The sequence below is a fragment of the Haloplanus sp. HW8-1 genome, assembly GCF_023703795.1.
In the GTDB taxonomy this organism is placed as follows: Archaea; Halobacteriota; Halobacteria; order Halobacteriales; family Haloferacaceae; genus Haloplanus; species Haloplanus pelagicus.
The window spans coordinates 2,583,525-2,599,514 of sequence record NZ_CP098518.1 but is presented as its reverse complement, the minus strand read 5'-3'; the positions used below and the strand labels follow the sequence as shown (position 1 = coordinate 2,599,514).

Annotated in this window: 12 protein-coding genes and 1 tRNA gene; 5 read left to right on the top strand and 8 right to left on the bottom strand. The window is 67.5% G+C overall.

All coding sequences use genetic code 11. The annotated features are described in order from the left end of the window. Nucleotides 1-100: 100 nt before the first annotated feature. Nucleotides 101-3,205, bottom strand: a complete 3,105-nt coding sequence (locus NBT82_RS13685) for an adenosylcobalamin-dependent ribonucleoside-diphosphate reductase (protein ID WP_251328670.1) — start codon at nucleotides 3,203-3,205, stop codon at nucleotides 101-103. A 501-nt stretch (nucleotides 3,206-3,706) separates the two neighbouring features. On the opposite strand from NBT82_RS13685, the gene NBT82_RS13680 reads away from it, so the two are divergent. Beyond that, entirely contained in the window at nucleotides 3,707-3,904 is a 198-nt protein-coding gene (locus NBT82_RS13680) for a DUF8029 family protein (protein ID WP_251328669.1), read from the top strand. Here the strand turns inward: NBT82_RS13680 and trpG are convergent. From trpG to trpD, 4 genes are read right to left on the bottom strand one after another with little or no spacing between them, the layout of a single operon-like run. Next, the gene (gene trpG / locus NBT82_RS13675; RefSeq protein WP_251328668.1) at nucleotides 3,901-4,536 is read right to left on the bottom strand and encodes an anthranilate synthase component II; all 636 of its coding nucleotides are present in this window, start codon (nucleotides 4,534-4,536) and stop codon (nucleotides 3,901-3,903) included. The genes NBT82_RS13680 and trpG overlap by 4 nt on opposite strands. Next, nucleotides 4,533-6,161 (bottom strand): anthranilate synthase component I, encoded by a 1,629-nt coding sequence (gene trpE / locus NBT82_RS13670; protein WP_251328667.1) that lies wholly within the window; start codon nucleotides 6,159-6,161, stop codon nucleotides 4,533-4,535. The genes trpG and trpE overlap by 4 nt, the downstream gene beginning before the upstream one ends. Then, nucleotides 6,158-6,799, bottom strand: coding sequence for a phosphoribosylanthranilate isomerase (locus NBT82_RS13665; RefSeq protein WP_251328666.1), 642 nt, complete (start codon nucleotides 6,797-6,799; stop codon nucleotides 6,158-6,160). Before NBT82_RS13665 ends, trpE begins: the two co-directional genes overlap by 4 nt. Then, the gene (gene trpD / locus NBT82_RS13660) at nucleotides 6,799-7,794 is read right to left on the bottom strand and encodes an anthranilate phosphoribosyltransferase (RefSeq protein ID WP_251328665.1); all 996 of its coding nucleotides are present in this window, start codon (nucleotides 7,792-7,794) and stop codon (nucleotides 6,799-6,801) included. The genes NBT82_RS13665 and trpD overlap by 1 nt, the downstream gene beginning before the upstream one ends. 241 nt (nucleotides 7,795-8,035) lie before the next feature. On the opposite strand from trpD, the gene NBT82_RS13655 reads away from it, so the two are divergent. Next, nucleotides 8,036-8,110: transfer RNA gene (locus tag NBT82_RS13655), tRNA-Val, on the top strand. An 866-nt stretch (nucleotides 8,111-8,976) separates the two neighbouring features. Further along, nucleotides 8,977-10,122, top strand: coding sequence for a CBS domain-containing protein (locus NBT82_RS13650; protein WP_251328664.1), 1,146 nt, complete (start codon nucleotides 8,977-8,979; stop codon nucleotides 10,120-10,122). On the opposite strand, the gene radB is transcribed toward NBT82_RS13650, so the two are convergent. Next, complete coding sequence (gene radB / locus NBT82_RS13645) at nucleotides 10,117-10,839, bottom strand: DNA repair and recombination protein RadB (protein WP_251328663.1); 723 nt, start codon at nucleotides 10,837-10,839, stop codon at nucleotides 10,117-10,119. The genes NBT82_RS13650 and radB overlap by 6 nt on opposite strands. 128 nt (nucleotides 10,840-10,967) lie before the next feature. Here radB and NBT82_RS13640 point away from each other — a divergent pair, with 128 nt between their 5' ends. Further along, nucleotides 10,968-11,714, top strand: a complete 747-nt coding sequence (locus NBT82_RS13640; protein ID WP_251328662.1) for a hypothetical protein — start codon at nucleotides 10,968-10,970, stop codon at nucleotides 11,712-11,714. A gap of 54 nt (nucleotides 11,715-11,768) precedes the next feature. Here NBT82_RS13640 and NBT82_RS13635 read toward each other — a convergent pair whose 3' ends face one another. After that, on the bottom strand, nucleotides 11,769-12,176 hold the full coding sequence (locus tag NBT82_RS13635) for a RidA family protein (RefSeq protein ID WP_251328661.1): 408 nt from the start codon (nucleotides 12,174-12,176) through the stop codon (nucleotides 11,769-11,771). 37 nt (nucleotides 12,177-12,213) lie between these two features. Next, nucleotides 12,214-13,542 carry a nickel pincer cofactor biosynthesis protein LarC gene (gene larC, locus NBT82_RS13630; RefSeq protein WP_251328660.1) on the bottom strand — a complete coding sequence of 443 codons (1,329 nt, stop codon included), beginning with the start codon at nucleotides 13,540-13,542 and terminating at the stop codon, nucleotides 12,214-12,216. Between the two features lie 185 nt (nucleotides 13,543-13,727). Here larC and NBT82_RS13625 point away from each other — a divergent pair, with 185 nt between their 5' ends. Beyond that, entirely contained in the window at nucleotides 13,728-15,956 is a 2,229-nt protein-coding gene (locus tag NBT82_RS13625) for a CDC48 family AAA ATPase (RefSeq protein ID WP_251328659.1), read from the top strand. Nucleotides 15,957-15,990 lie beyond the last annotated feature (34 nt).

The window sequence follows — 15,990 nt, the reverse complement described above, 5'->3', positions numbered from 1 at the left end:
TCGGATTCGGAACGTCGCGTCGTGCGAAGCGTTCGTTTCTGAACCGCCGTGGGAACGGCACCACCCCCGACGGATCGAGTCGGATCCTAGTCCCCTCCGATCAGCACTCCGACCAGCCACAGGACTCGCAGGTCTTGCAGCCCTCGGAGTAGTAGAGGCTCATCGAGCCACACTCCGGACACTCCGGACTCTCACCGGCGGCGAGGAGGTCGGCGGTGTCGTCGTCGGCCGTCGCGGCCGTCGAACCGCCGTCGGCTTCCGGACCCTCGTCCATCGCGGCCGCCTCGGCTTTCTCCAGTTCCGAGAGGTTCTGCTGTTTGGGGTAGGGCTGGTCGATCTCGCCGTCGAGGTAGCGCCGCATCGCCGTCCCGATGGCGTCGGGGATGGAGTTGATCTGTTCGCCCTTGTCCCAGGCGACCTTCGGCGACCGGATGCCCTGCAGTTCGGAGGCGATTTCGCGTGGATCGACGCCCGAGCGGAGGGCCGTCGAGATGGTCTTGGCCAGTGCCTCGGTGAAGGAGGCGGTGAAGCCACCGGAGTTGCCGATGTTGGCGAACAGCTCGAACGGCCGTCCGGCGTCGTCCTCGTTGATGTTGACGTAGAGTTTCCCGTAGCCAGTGTCGATGCGCTGGGTGACGCCGTGGAGCACGTCCGGCCGGGGGCGCTTGGTGCCGAGTTCCGGTTCGCGCTCGCCGTCGGCGGCCGCGAGCAGCTCCGAGAGCTGCGTGTCGAGGGCCGCCTGGACGTCCTCGTTGTCGAGGAAGCCCTCGATGCCGCCGAACACGTCCTCGATCTGCTCGACCAGGGCCTCCGCGGCCTCGCTCTCGTCGGCGAACTCCGTGTTCTTCGCGCGGGTGGTCAACACCTGCTTCGAGCGCGTGCCGTCCCGGTAGACGGTCACGCCCTTGCCGCCGTGGTCGTAGATGTAGCGGTACACCTCGTCCATGTCCTCGACCGTGGCGGAGTTGGGGAAGTTGCAGGTCTTCGAGATGGCGGAGTCGACGCCCTCCTGACAGGCACACTGGACCGCGGCGTGTTGCTTCCCGGAGAGGTCGCCGGTGACGACGAACAGTTCGCCGATGGGGTCCGGAACGGTGTCGAGTCCCTCGACGCCGTCGAAGGCGTTGTCGGCCATCTGCTCTTGGGCCTCCCGCTTGACCGCGTCGATGTCGATGTCGTTTGCCTCCAGCGTCCGCAGGAAGTAGTCGTCGAACTCGACGAGCATCTCGTCGCCCTGCACGTCGTCGGAGACGTTCTTGTAGTAGGCGACGTTGTAGATGGGCTCACAGCCGCCGGTGGTGTTGCCGACCATCGACGTCGTGCCCGTCGGCGCGATGGTGGTCGTGTTGTGGTTGCGGATCGGGAAGCCCTCGGCCCACTCGTCGGCGTCGAGCCCGGTGTGGTGTTCGAACCACTCGCGGTGCTTGGTGGGCGCGGCGTACTTCGAATCGTCCCAGTCGGCGAAGGCACCGCGGTCGGCGGCGAGTTCGTGGGAGGCCCACTTCGACTCGTGGTTGATGTGGGTCATCAGCTGTCGGGCCACCTCGTTGCCCGTATCGCTCCCGTAGCGGATACCGAGCTGGACGTACAGCTGTGCCAGCCCCATCACGCCCAGACCGATCTTGCGCATCTCCCGGACCTTCTGCTCGATGTCGTCGACCGGGAAATCGGACATCGTGACGACGTTCTCCAAAAAGCGGGTGCCGTAGTCGATGCGGTGATCGAACGCCTCCCAGTCGATGGCTGCGTCGAGGTACGCCTCGACGGCCGCCGCCTCGGAGTCGTACTCGTCTTCGTGTTCCTCGGCCCAGACCCGCCAGTCGGGAGCGTCGAAGTCGACGAGCGTCGAGAGGTTGATGTGCCCGAGGTTGCAGGCCTCGTACTCTTCCAGGGGCTGTTCGCCACAGGGGTTGGTCGCGAGGATGCGATGCTCCGGATGTTCCGCCACGTCGAAGGAGTGCTGTTTGTTGACGCGTTCGAGGTAGATTACGCCGGGTTCGCCGTTCTCGTGGGCGCCCTCGACGATGTCCTCCCAGATGACCTCGGCGGGCATCGACAGTTCCTCCCCCACCTCGACGTACTCGCCGAGGCCGAACATCTCGTAGAGTTCCGCCGTCTCGGCAGTGGCGACGTGTGGCTCGCCCGTGCGCGGGTTGGTGAACGTGAACTCCTCGCCCGCCTCCAGCGCCGCCATGAACTCGTCGGTGACGCCGACGGAGATGTTGAAATTGGAGAGATGGCCTTCGACGGCGTTGCGGAGGTGTTTCGGCACCTTCCCCTCGTCGTCGATGAGTTCGCGAGCCTCCTCCAGCGCCGCGGCGAAGGAGTTGTGGGTGAAGTCGTCGGGGTCGTTGAGCCGGAGGGTGTGCGCCAGCGAGACGTCCTTGTTCTTGGCGTGGATGAACTGGATGACGTCCGGATGCGAGATCCGCATGACGCCCATCTGGGCACCCCGGCGTGCGCCGCCCTGCGCGATGGTTTCACACATCTGATCGAAGGTCCGCATGAACGTGATCGGACCGGAGGCGATGCCGCCGGTCGAGCCGACGGCGTCGCCGTAGGGGCGGAGCCGCCAGAAGGCATAGCCCATGCCGCCCCCGGACTGAAACACTTGGGCGGCCTCCTTGGCGGTCTGGTGGATGTCGTCGATGTCGTCCTCGGGCGAGTCGACGAAACACGCCGAAAGCTGCTGGAGTTCGTCGCCCGCGTTCATCAGCGTCGGCGAGTTGGGCATGAAAGAGAGATCGCCCATCAGCCGTTCGAACTCGTCGCGGGTCTCCTCGACGACCGACCTGACCTCGTCGGGAAGTTCGGGAACGACCGTCTCGTAGGCGAACTTGTTGACGTTGTACTCGGTGAGCGTCGTCTCGGCGTCGGACTCGGCGGTCGTGCCCGCCCCGAACACCTCGGCGGCGAGTTCGTCACGCCGCGGGTGATCCGGCTTCAACTGATCGGGCGTGACCGTGATCTCGACGTCCCGCTTGCGCGACTCGAACACCGCCTCGGCGAGGGCGATGTTCTTGGCGACGCGCGGGAACAGGTCTTCGGGGTCCTCGATCAGGTCGCCGTCGGCGTCCTTCCGGAGATAGCGCGCGGGCAGAATGTTGTGATACGCGTTGGCGGTGAGTCGCTCCTCGAGCGTGTCCCCGTCGGTTCGTTTGATCGGTAGCTCCACTTCGTCGGTGTCGATGTCGTGCGTACTCATGTGTCTCTCGTTGTTGTCGCGGTTCGGGGCCCCCCACCCCATACTGCCGTCGGGCGTGGTCCGGTGGCTGGTTCGAATCGGCTCATCTGTGACGGTTGCTGTAAGTGGAATCGGGGGTGTAAAGGCGTTGGTTCGATCTTCGCGAGCGCCGAACTATCCGATTCCTGTCTACTTCACGGTGTCGGCTGCGGCGGTGGACCGCCTACACGCTTCCAACATCACCGCCGATCACATATAACGCTGTGTAGACCGGAGTGGAAGTGAAATTCGTCGATCACAATCGCCCGACAGCGGTGTGAAATCCAGTCGAATGAGTGGGGGGTTGACGAGCGAGCCTCAGGAGGTGGCGTGACGACCACGTGTCACGGCAGCGAACCACTCGCAGTCAGTCGGGGATTCACGAGCGGACGATTATTGTACTAATAGTGATATATCCAATCGACCGACGGTGGAGAGCCCCCGCCCACAGACTTATGCGCCCGCTGTGAGACCATGCCGAACATGTCGCTCACGCCTCACGTGGTGCTCCAGTTGGATGGCGTCCTCGGTGGACCGCTCGGACAGTTGCTCGTGGCGATCGTCGGCATCGGCGTGGTGATCCTGGTCGGTCGCGTCGTGTTGAAAATCGCCTGGCGGCTGGTCACCATCGCCGCCGTCGTGGTCGGGGTGGTGCTGCTGGCGTCGCTGTTCCTGTTTTAGACCGTCGCGTCCGGCGTCCGGGCCGCCCGCAGGAAGTTGTCGATCACGTCGTGGCCGGCAGCCGTCAACACCGACTCGGGGTGGAACTGGACACACTCGATGGGATGGTCGCGATGCCGGATCCCCATGACGAGTTCGTGGTCGACGCCCTCGGCGTCGGTGTGGGTCGTCGTCGCCGTCACCTCGAAGGAGTCGGGGACGGTCGTCGCCACCAGCGAGTGGTATCGCCCGGCCCGGAACCCCTGCTGGAGTCCGGCGAAGGCGCCCTCGCCGTCGTGGTCGACGGGGTAGGCCTTGCCGTGGATCGGTTCCGGAGCGTGTCCTACCGTGCCGCCGTAGGCGTAGACGGCCGCTTCCAGGCCGAGACAGACCCCGAGGGTCGGCACCGTCGGGCTCACCTCCCGGAAGACCGCGTTGGTCACGCCGACGTCGCGGTCGTTTTTCGGATGTCCCGGTCCCGGACTCACGACGATGGCGTCCGGATCGACGGCCCGAACCTCGTCGAGGCTGGCGGTGTTTTTCAGCACCTCGACCGCGATCGGCTCGCCGGTCAGCGGGTCGGGGTGGTCCGAGATGTACTCGACGAGGTTGTACGTGAAGGAGTCGAAGTTGTCGATCACGAGGACCCTCATCGGCGGGCCTCCGGTTCGGGGGCGGTCGTCTCCAAGCGTTCGAGCGCGTCGAGGACCCCCCCCATCTTCTGTTCGGTCTCCTCGTACTCGCTCGTCGGGTCGCTGTCGGCGACGATGCCCGCCCCCGCCTGAACCGTGATGTGATCCGCCGTTCCGCGCTCGACCGTCGCCGTCCGGATGACGATGGCGAACTCGGCGTCGCCGGACCACGAGTAGTAGCCGACGCCGCCGCCGTAGACGCCGCGAGGCTCCCGTTCCAGATCGTCGATGATCTCCATCGCCCGCACCTTCGGCGCGCCCGTGAGCGTCCCGGCGGGGAACGTCGCTCGCGTCGCGTCGAAGGCGTCGAACGGCGGGAGTCGCTCGCCGCCGGCGCCCGGATCCGTCCCGGTCGCGAGCGTGCTGGTCACCGTCGACTCGATATGCTGGACGTGGGAGTACTTCAGGACGTTCATGAACTCCTCGACGCGGACCGACCCCGGCTCCGAGACGCGTCGCACGTCGTTGCGCGCCAGATCCACCAGCATGGTGTGTTCGGCGCGCTCCTTCCCGTCGGCGAGCATCTCGCCGGCGAGGCGACGGTCCTCGACGGGGCCCGAGCCACGCGGACAGGTGCCCGCGATGGGGTTCGAGACGACACGCTGGCCCCGCACCGACACCAGCGTCTCGGGGCTGGCGCCCACGATCGAACGGTCGTCGTGACGGAGGAGATACATGTACGGCGAGGGGTTGACCGCACGGAGCGACTCGTACAGGCCGAGCGGATCGATCTCGCCGGTGAGTTCCCGCTTCCGGGAGATCACACCCTGGTAGATGTCGCCATCGAGGACGTGATCTTTCGCCCGACGGACCGCGTCCTCGTACGCCTCGCGGGGACCGGCACTCTCGCCGGTCTTCACGAAGCCGCCAGGGTCGGGCGTCTCCGCGCCGACGAGCGTCCGCTCGATCTCGGTGGCCTCCTCGCGGAGCGCATCGAAGAGTGCGCCGGGGTCGGCGTCCGGTTCGACGACCGGCGTGAAGACAAGCCGGACGGTCCCCTCGGCGTGGTCGAACGCGAGCGTCCGCGTCGTCAGGACGAACTCCGCGTCGGGAACCACGGGGTCGGGACGCTCCACGCCGACCTCGTCGAGCCAGAGGTCGTAGACGGCGTCGTAGGCGAGAAAGCCGACCAGGCCCCCATCGAGATGCTGGCGATCCGCGGACGGGAACCCGACACGATCGAGGTCGGGGAGAGCGGTGCGAAGGGCATCGAGGACGTCGGCGTCGTCCCCGAGGCCAGTCCCGGCCCGTTCGGCGACCACCGTCGCCGCCGGCCCGCCGAGTGACTCGACGGTCACGTCCGTCCCCGTGACCGAGACGACCGCATCGGGGTCGTACCCGACGAACGAAAAGCGCGCGTGGCGATCCGTCCCCTCGCCGGACGTGAATGCGCCCTCCGGATCGCTGGAGGGCGTCTTCTCCGCGCTCTCCAGGAGGAACCCGTAGTCGCTGCGGTCGTCGAGCGCGGCGTAGGCCGACAGCGGCGTCGTCTCGGCGTCGAGGGTGACGGCGAGGCGGGCGACGACCGCCTCGTCGCGGTCGGCGAGCGAGTCGACGAAGGTCGCCCGGTCGCCGTCGGGGCTCATCCCGACACCTCCACATCGGCGCCACGGACGAACGCCCTGACCGCCTCGTGGTGTTTCTCGCCACCCCGACGTTCGACGCCGCTCGATACGTCGACCGCGTAGGGACCGACCGTCCGGATCGCCTCGGCGACGTTCTCCGGGGTCAGACCACCCGCGAGGATGACCGGCGTCGAGAGATCGTCGACCAGATCGGCCGCAGTGTCCCAGTCGTGGGTCTCGCCCGTCCCGCCCGCGCCGGACTCGGTCGTCGAGTCAAGCAGGACGGCGTCGGCGACGCCGTCGTAGGTCCGGGCGCGGTCGGCGTCGGCCGCGTCGACGGCCACGATCACGTCCGTCCGCGCCTCCCGGCGTACGTACCGTACGTCCGCGGCCTCGAAGTCGCCGTGCAACTGGACTGCGTCGGGCGTGACGGCACCGGCGAGTTCGACCGCCCGGGACGGCGAGTCGGGCATCGACACCAGGACCGTCGAGAGAAACGGGGGCGCGGTGGCCACGAGGTCGGCGGCCCGTTCCGGCGCGATCTCTCGGGGCGTATCGACCGACACCTCCGAGATGACGCCGACTGCGTCGGCGCCCGCACGGGCGACCGCCTGCAGGTCCGCCTCGGTCGTCACGCCGCAGATCTTCGCCCGGACCATCAGGTGCCTCGCAGATCGTCGAGTTTCGCGGCGGCAGCGCCGGTGTCGATGGCTTCACGGGCCGCGTCGACCCCGTCCGAGAGGTCGTCGGCGATGCCGGCGACGTAGAGGGCTGCACCCGCGTTCGCGAGGATGATGTCGCGTTTCGCACCCCCGACCTCGCCCTCGACGATACCGCGGAGATCGGCCGCGTTCGCCTCGGGATCCCCACCCGCAACCGCCTCGATGGGCGCCCGCTCCAGCCCCATATCGGCCGGCGTGAGGGTGTACTCCGTCACGTCCTCGCCGTCGACCTCGGCGACCCTCGTGGCGTCGTGGATCGTGATCTCGTCCATGCCGGCGCCGTGAACCACCATCGCACGCTCGACGTCCATCTGGGCGAGTGCCCGGGCGAGGGCGGGCACGAGGTCGGGGTCGTAGACGCCGACCACCTGTGCGTCGGCGCCGGCGGGGTTCGTTAGCGGGCCGAGCACGTTGAACACCGTCCGCATCCCGAGTTCCTTCCGGGGACCGATGACGGCCTTCATGGCGGGGTGGAAGACGGGCGCGAGCATGAAGCCGATACCCTCGCGCTCGATGGCCTCCTCGACCGCCGGCGGTTCGGCCTCGACGTCCACACCCGCTACCTCCAGTACGTCCGCACTTCCCGAGGTAGAGGAGACCGAGTAGTTGCCGTGCTTGGCGACGGCGGCGCCCGCGCCCGCGGCGACGATGGCGCTCGTCGTCGAGACGTTGATCGTATCGTAGTCGTCGCCGCCGGTACCGCAGGTGTCGACCAACGGCGTGCGCTCGGGGTCGATGGTCCGTGCCGCATCGCGCATCCCCTGGGCGAACCCTGCGATCTCCGTCTCCGTCTCGCCTTTCGATCTGAGCGCCGCGAGCAGCGCCCCGATCTGGGCCTCGGTCGCCTCCTCGAAGACTATCCGGGCCGCGTCCCGTGCCTCCTCCCGTGTCAGATCCTCGCCGTCGGTAACGCGTTCGATATAATCCTGCATGGATGAACACCAGTGTATTAGTCCGGGTTACAATGAACAAATATATACATCCTCTTAAACCCATCGTCGGGCGTCCTCCGGGCCAGCGCTCTCCAGGATCGCACGCAGACGTGCGGTCGCGGCCCGCGCCCCCACAGAGCGCCGTTTAATTCCCCCGGAATCACCCCGCCGGAAGGCGTTCCGAAAGGTTCAATTACTGGCCGCCGGTACGTAGAGATGCGTTCGAAAGCGCGACGCGACAGGGTTGGTAGTCTAGTCCGGTTATGACACCTCCTTGACATGGAGGAGGCCGGCAGTTCAAATCTGCCCCAACCCACTCCCGTTCTACGGTGCTTTCACGGAGGGTAGCCACGCGCCTCTCCTGACGCCCACCGATCGTTCAGTCGGTCGTCGCCGGAGCCGTCTACGGGGCGATGCTGTGATATCGGACCGAGGACGAACGGCGGACGTCGGAGTGACCGGGCCGCCGGGCGAACCGGTTGTCAACGATGATTAAGTACCACTCCGGGAAGAACATTTAATTGCAATGTGTCCAAACGGAGACAACGGAGGGCGGCCGGGGTCGGCAGGCGCTGGGGTGGGTGACGCCCGCCGTTGCGACATGCCAACTCGCGATCAGGAACTCCAATCCTGCCCACGAAAGCATTGTTGCCGCCCTCTTCTCTTGGAACACGTCGCGTAGCCGTGGTGTTCGTCGTGGGCGGAGGGGGCGGCGGTACCGGCGCGTCGGCGCGGGTCGCGCCGGCGACCGCACGCGATGAGGGAGGGGTCCCGGGTGGAACGATGGTACAGGGGGTAGTTCGGGACCCGTCCGTGGAGACGCTCCGAGGGTTTGAATACTTCGTGGCCGTCGACGGGGTCGCCGAGTCGGCCGATGGACGTCGTCGGTCTGCCCGGGTGTAGGGGCCGCCAACTCGGGCGTCTGCGAACCCGTGTTTCCGGTTCGGACCCCTCATCGAGGAGACCGGACACCGGAACGACTCGATACCGTCGGTGCGCCGACGTGACACGCACGTGGTCCGGTGTCGGCACACGGCGAGCGCTCCGGGGTCCCCGACTACCCTCCCGAGGCCGTCACCGGACGACCGGGAAGACGAGTGGTACCATGGATCGACGCACCGACTATCACGGCGTCACGCTGAAGAAACAAGTTTCAAGCCACCGGATGATCCACGTGTAGCCATGGATATTGCCGATATTGCGACCCCCGAGTACATCGAAGTCGACGCGGGCGAGCGGCTGGGAAAGATCCGCTCGATCTTCGAACGTGAGAACCCGAAGGGTCTCATCGTGACTCGGGACGGCGAGTATGCGGGCGTCATCGGCGAGCGGGACCTGATCCGCTCCCGGATCGAAGACGACACCAAGGCGAGCGTGCTGATGAAGTCCGCCCCGCGAGTCGATCGCACGGAGGACGTCCGGGAAGTCGCACGCGTCCTCGTCGAGGGCGGCACCAAGGTCGCGCCCGTCTACGAGGGCGAGAACCTGTGGGGAATCGTCACGGCCGACGCCATTCTGGAGTCGGTGCTGGACAGTCTCGACGCACTGACGGTCGAACAGATCCAGACCAAGGACGTGATTTCGGTCGGGGAGAAGTCCCACGTCGGGCAGGCCATCAACCGCCTGCGCGAACACGGCATCTCGCGGCTGCCAGTCGTCGACGGCGACGGCTCCCTCGTCGGGGTCCTGACGACCCACGACATCGTGGACTTCGTCGTCCGCGACGCCGATCGGCAGGGACGGGGCGACCGCCGTGGCGACCTCGATCGGATGCTCGACCTGCCCGTCTACGACCTGATGACCAGTCCGGTGCTGACGACCACCGCCGATGCGACCGTCGAGGACGCCGTGCGGACGATGCTCGACAACGACGTGTCGGGACTGGTCGTTACGCCGAGCGAAGAAGCGGACGACCTCGTGGCGGGCGTGCTCACGAAGACGGACGTGCTCCGCGCGCTCACGTTCACCGAGGAGGGCCAGATGGACGTACAGATCACCAACGTCGCCCTGCTGGACACCATCGCTCGCGAGGAGATCGTCGAGGGGATTACCGACGTGGCCGACAAGTACCAGGAGATGCAGGTCCAGCACGCCCACGTGCGGTTCCACGAACACAAGGAGAAGCTTCGCGGTACGCCCCTGATCCAGTGTCAGATCCGCCTGCGGACCAACCGCGGCCAGGTCGCGGGCTCCGGAGAGGGCTACGGCGCCGACCACGCCTTCCACGTCGCCGCCGACACGCTGGAGCGTAACGTCCTCGAACTGAAGGGTCTGATCGCCGATGAGCAGTACCGCGGGCAGCTCCTCCGGAAGCTCGGCGAGCTATAGACTCCGACTCTCCTCGCCGGCGGCCAGTCCGTCGGCGGTGATCCGGAACGTTGCCGTCTCGCCGGCCGGCTTCGACCGGTGTTTCTCCAGCGTCGCCCGGCGGTTGCCGCCGCGGAACCGGTCCAGCCGGATCACCGTCCCGGTCCAGTGGTTCAGGGTGTGGCCGCCGAGCGCCCGCGCCCGATCGGCGTCCGGGTCGGTGAACACCTGATTCGTGACGACGGCCGCGAGGTCGTGTTTCCGCGCGAGCGACAGCAGGTGGGTCACCTGCCGGCCCACTCGCCGGAGCGTTTCGCCCTCGTCGCCGTCGGTGCGTTCGAGCCGGTAGAACCCGGTGGCGCTGTCGAGGACGATCAGCTCCGCCCGCGGCGCGAAGTCTGCGGCGTCGCGGACGGCCTCCTCCTGTTCGGCGAAGTCGTGGGCCTCGGTGACGACGATGCGGGAGGTGACCGCCGCCAGGTCCTCGTCCCCGTCGTCGCCGACCACAGCCGCCGCGAGCTGTCGGAACCGGTCGATCGAGAGTCCCTCGGTGTCGACGTACACCGCGGTTCCGCCGGCGGCGGCGACCTGCACGGCCGCCGAGAGCGCGAGGTTCGTCTTGCCGGCGGCCGGCGGGCCGTACACCTGCGTCACGGTCCCGCGTTCGAACCCGCCGCCCAGGAGGTCGTCGAGCGGGGCACAGCCGGTCGGTACTGGCGCTGGCTCTGACTCGGACACACTCCCCCTCGGTCGCTCCGGATCATAAACCCTCGACACCGGGCCGTGTCGGGGACTGGCGGAGCGTGGCGAGGGGACCTCCCGACGACCACGACACGTTTTACCTCCCACGGCGCCCAAGAGTGGCCGTGATCGTCGTCGCCACCGCGGATTTCGAGCTGTACCACGAGGTCGTCGACCGCCTCCGGGAGCGCGGCGTGGCGTTCACCACGGTCGAACCGGACGCCGACCTCCCCGACCGGGCGTCGGTCGTCGTCACGGCGCCAGACGACGACCTCGCGGCCGACGTGGCGGACGCCGACCGCGTCACGGCGACGGCCGACGAGGCGCGCCGCGCCGTCGACGAGGCGCTCGCGCTCCTCCGAGGGAGCGATGGACGAACCGTCGTCGGCGTCGATCCCGGCACCCGCCCCGGCATCGCCGTCCTCTCGGGCGAGACGGTCGTCGCCGCCTTCCACGTCCCACTTTCCGACGCCGTCGACGTCGTCCGCCGGGAGGTCGCGGACGCGGTCGACCCGCTGGTCCGGATCGGCGACGGCGCCCGCCTGCAGGGGGCCCGTCTCGTCAACGACCTTGACGACGTCACCGTCGAACTCGTCGACGAGACGGGGACGACGCCGTATCTCGGCACCGGCGCTCGGGGCATGGGCGACGTACTCGCCGCGGTCAACATCGCTCGTCTGGAGGGCGAACGGGTCGACTCGCGGGAGGTCGATCCCACGGCGGGGGAACTCCAGCGGATCAAGGACCGCTCCCGCCGCGTCTCGACCGACGACCGCACCATCGACGACCGACTCGCCCGGCGGGTCGCCGCCGGCGACCTCACCGTCGAGGAGGCCCTCGACGAACACCGCGAGGGCCAAGGGAGCGATTGACCGTCGTTTCACAGCCGATGGCAGCACGTCGTACGAGCGGCTGTCCACACCGGTTCAGTCGCGACGATAGTCGTCCCTCGGCGCCGTCGCCGTCGCCTCCACCTCGACCACCAAGCGTGGGTCGATCAGTCGCTCCACCTGTACCATCGAGGTGGCCGGCCGAACGTCGCCGAACGCCTCGGCGTGGGCGCGGCCGACCGCCTCCCAGTCGTCGATGTCGGTCACGAACAGGCGGGTCCGCACCACGTCGGACAGCGACGCGTCGCGTTCGGCAAGCGCCGCCTCGACGTTCGCGAGGGCGCGCCGAGTCTGTGCGCCGGGGTCGTTCGGTGCGACGACGTCGCCGTCGTCGTCGGTCGCCGTCGTACCGGAGACGTGAATCTCGTCGCCCGCCCGGACCGCCCGCGAGTAGCCGACCGCCGATTCCCACTCGGTGCCCGAGGAGACGCGTGTTCGCTCCATACCGGTGCCTCGTCACGGAGTCCGGAAACGGTGTCGTTCAGTCCCGGACCGCCGCCTCGGCCCGCCGCAACACCTCGCGGACGGGGAGGCCCGTCTCCCGGGCGACCCCGAGGGCGTCGTCGTACTCCGCGCTCACGTCGTAGACCGTCCCGTCGGCGTCGCTCGCGACTTTCACCGCCACGCCGTACGCCTCGCCGTCGACCGTGATGGAGGCCGTCTCGAACGCGCGGTCCGCGACCCAGCGGTGGTCGGCGCTCCCCTCGCGGACTCCGAGCGTTCCCGTCTCCTCCGCGAGACGGCGTGCGACGGCGTCGGCGTCCGCCGGATCGACGATCACCTTGATCAGGTGGCCCGGTCGCGACTTCTTCATCGTCGTCGGGACGGCCGATACGTCGAGTGCCCCGACCTCGGCCAGCGACTCGTGGAGGCTTCCGAGTACCTCGGGCGTGGTGTCGTCGAGGGTGGTTTCGAGCACCGAGATGGACTCCCGGCGAAGGCCGCCCGTCCCGTCGCCGACGACGGCCCGGAGGACGTTCGGATGGTCGGAGAGGTCGGCGTCGCCCGCGCCGTACCCCGTGGCCGTGACGTCGAGCGTGGGCAGGTGATCGACGCCGTCGGCGAGTTCGGCGAGGATCGCCGCCCCCGTGGGCGTGAGAAGTTCCCGGTCGACGGGACCGCCCCGGACCGACCAGTCGGCGTCGGTCAGGCTCTCGGTGACCGCCGGTGCCGGAACGGGGTAGGTGCCGTGGCTCATCGACACCGTGCCGCCGCCGACCGCGACGGGCGTCGTTACGATCCGTTCGACGCCGAGGTCCGCGACGAGGAGACAGGTGCCGACCACGTCGGCGATGGCGTCGTCGGCGCCGACCTCGTGGAACGCCGTGTCGTCGAGATCGGTGCCGTGGACCGTCGCCTCCGCCTCGCCGAGGCGACGGAAGACCGCGAGGGTGTCGCGTTCGACGGCGGCGGGGAGATCCATGTCCTCGACGAGGGCGACGACTGCCGGATAGGTTCGGTGGGGACCGGATCCCTCCGCGTGGTCGTGGTCGTGGTGATGGTCGTGATCGTGGTGATGGTCGTGGTCGTGGTGATGGTCGTGGTCGTGGTCGTGATCGTGATCGTGGTCGTGGTCGTGGTCGTCGGTCGTCCCCCCACGATCCGTCGCCCCACTGCCGTCCCCGTCGACGAGTACGTCGACGGTGGTCGCCTCGATCCCGGCTCTCGTCGTCGAGCCGACCACGTAGCGAACGTCGAGTGCCGCCTCGACGGGGTCGAGAACGGACGGATCGGCGCCGGCGGCGACCAGGGCGGCCAGGAGCATGTCGCCGCTCGCTCCCGTGCGCCCGTCGAACGCGAGCGTGTGCATACTCCGTCGCTCGGGTTCGACGGGCAAACGGCTTGCGACCGCCCCCGGATCGGCAAGGGTTTGTACCGCCCGGACGTATGCTATATCATGACACAATCCGCTGCGGATCCGGTCCCCGAGATTCCGGGTAACAACAAACTTATCCCGCATCACCGTCGAATCATCACCATCCTCGCGGGTACATCATGAACGAAGTGCAACTCGAAGTGGCGAAAGCGTACCCGAACGACTCGGGACGCGGCATCGCCAGACTGGACCCCGATACGTTGCTTCACCTGAAGCTATCGCCAGGTGATATCATCGAAATCGAGGGGGCCGACACGACGGCTGCGAAGGTGTGGCGTGCCGATCGGCAGGACTGGAACACCGACACCGTTCGGATCGACGGCTTCACCCGGCAGAACGCGGACGTGGGCATCGGCGAACGCGTCACCATCCGCAAGGCCGAGGCGACGAAAGCGGAGACGCTCGTCCTCGCGCCGCCGGAGGAGGCGAGCGTCCAGTTCGGCTCCGACGCCGCCGGCATGGTGAAACGGCAGATCCTCAAGCGCCCGGTGGTCGAACGCGACATCGTGCCCGTCATGTCGAGTACGAACCACCCGTTCATGCGCTCTCCGGGACAGGCCATCCCGCTGATCGCCGTCGAGACCGAACCCGACGGCGTCTGTCTGGTCACCGAGGAGACCGACGTCGAACTGCGGGAAGAGCCCATCTCGGGGTTCGAGAAGACCGGAGGCGGCATCACCTACGAGGACATCGGCGGTCTGCAAAACGAGATCCAGCGCGTCCGGGAGATGGTCGAACTCCCGATGAAACACCCGCAGATCTTCAAGAAGTTGGGAATCGAGCCCCCGCAGGGCGTCCTCCTCCATGGCCCGCCCGGGACGGGGAAGACCCTGCTAGCGAAGGCCGTCGCCAACGAAACCTCCGCGAGTTTCTTCTCGATCGCGGGTCCCGAGATCATCTCCAAGTACTACGGCGAGTCCGAACAGCAGTTGCGCGAGATCTTCGAGGACGCCAAAGACGAGTCGCCGTCGATCATCTTCATCGACGAACTCGACTCAATCGCTCCCAAACGCGAGGATGTAACCGGCGAGGTGGAACGCCGGGTCGTCGCCCAACTGCTGACGATGATGGACGGATTGGAGACCCGGGGTCAGGTCATCGTCATCGCGGCCACCAACCGGGTCGACAGCGTCGACCCCGCCCTCCGGCGCCCCGGCAGGTTCGACCGCGAGATCGAGATCGGCGTCCCCGACGAGGCGGGCCGCAAGGAGATCCTCCAGATCCACACCCGCGGCATGCCGCTCTCGGACGATGTGAGCCTCGATCACCTCGCCGACGAGACTCACGGTTTCGTCGGCGCGGACATCGAGAGCCTGACCAAGGAGGCCGCGATGAAGGCGCTCCGGCGGTACCTCCCCGAGATCGATCTCGACGAGGAGGACATCCCGCCGAGCCTGATCGACCGCATGATCGTCAAGCGTGACGACTTCGGGGGCGCGCTGGGCGAGGTCGAACCCTCCGCGATGCGGGAGGTACTGGTCGAACTCCCGAAGATCACGTGGGACGACGTGGGGGGCCTAGAGGAGCCCAAACAGAACGTCAAAGAGGCGGTCGAGTGGCCGCTCTCCTCGCCCCAGAAGTTCGACCGCATGGGTATCGAGCCCCCGAAGGGCGTCCTGCTGTACGGGCCGCCGGGAACGGGGAAGACGCTGATGGCGAAGGCGGTGGCCAACGAGACGAACGCCAACTTCATCTCGGTCAGGGGGCCACAGCTCCTCTCGAAGTGGGTCGGCGAATCCGAGAAGGCGATCCGACAGACCTTCCGGAAGGCACGGCAGGTGGCCCCGACGGTCATCTTCTTCGACGAACTCGACTCGCTTGCCCCCTCGCGAGGTAACGAGGTCGGCAACAACGTCTCCGAGCGAGTGGTCAACCAGCTGCTGACCGAACTCGACGGACTGGAAGAGATGGGTGACGTCATGGTCATCGGGGCGACCAACCGTCCGGACATGATCGATCCCGCACTCCTCCGCTCGGGGCGGTTCGACCGCCTCGTGTTCATCGGCGAACCGGAACAGGAGGGCCGCGAGCAGATCCTGCGGATCCACACACAGCAATCGCCGCTCGCCCCCGACGTGAGTCTGCGCGAGATCGCGGAGATCACGGACGGCTACGTCGGCTCCGACCTGGAGAGCATCGCCCGCGAGGCGGCGATGGTCGCGCTCCGCGAGGACGACGACGCCGAGGAAGTGGAGATGCGTCACTTCCGGCAGGCGATGGAGAACGTCCGCCCCACGATCACCGACGAGATTATGGACTACTACGAACGTATCGAAGAACAGTTCAAGGGTGGCGGCGGCGAGAGCTTCGCCGAACGCGGAAGCGGTGGTCGCATCGGCTTCCAGTAGCGGGTGTACCGGCGGAGCGTTTTTGTATCCGCTC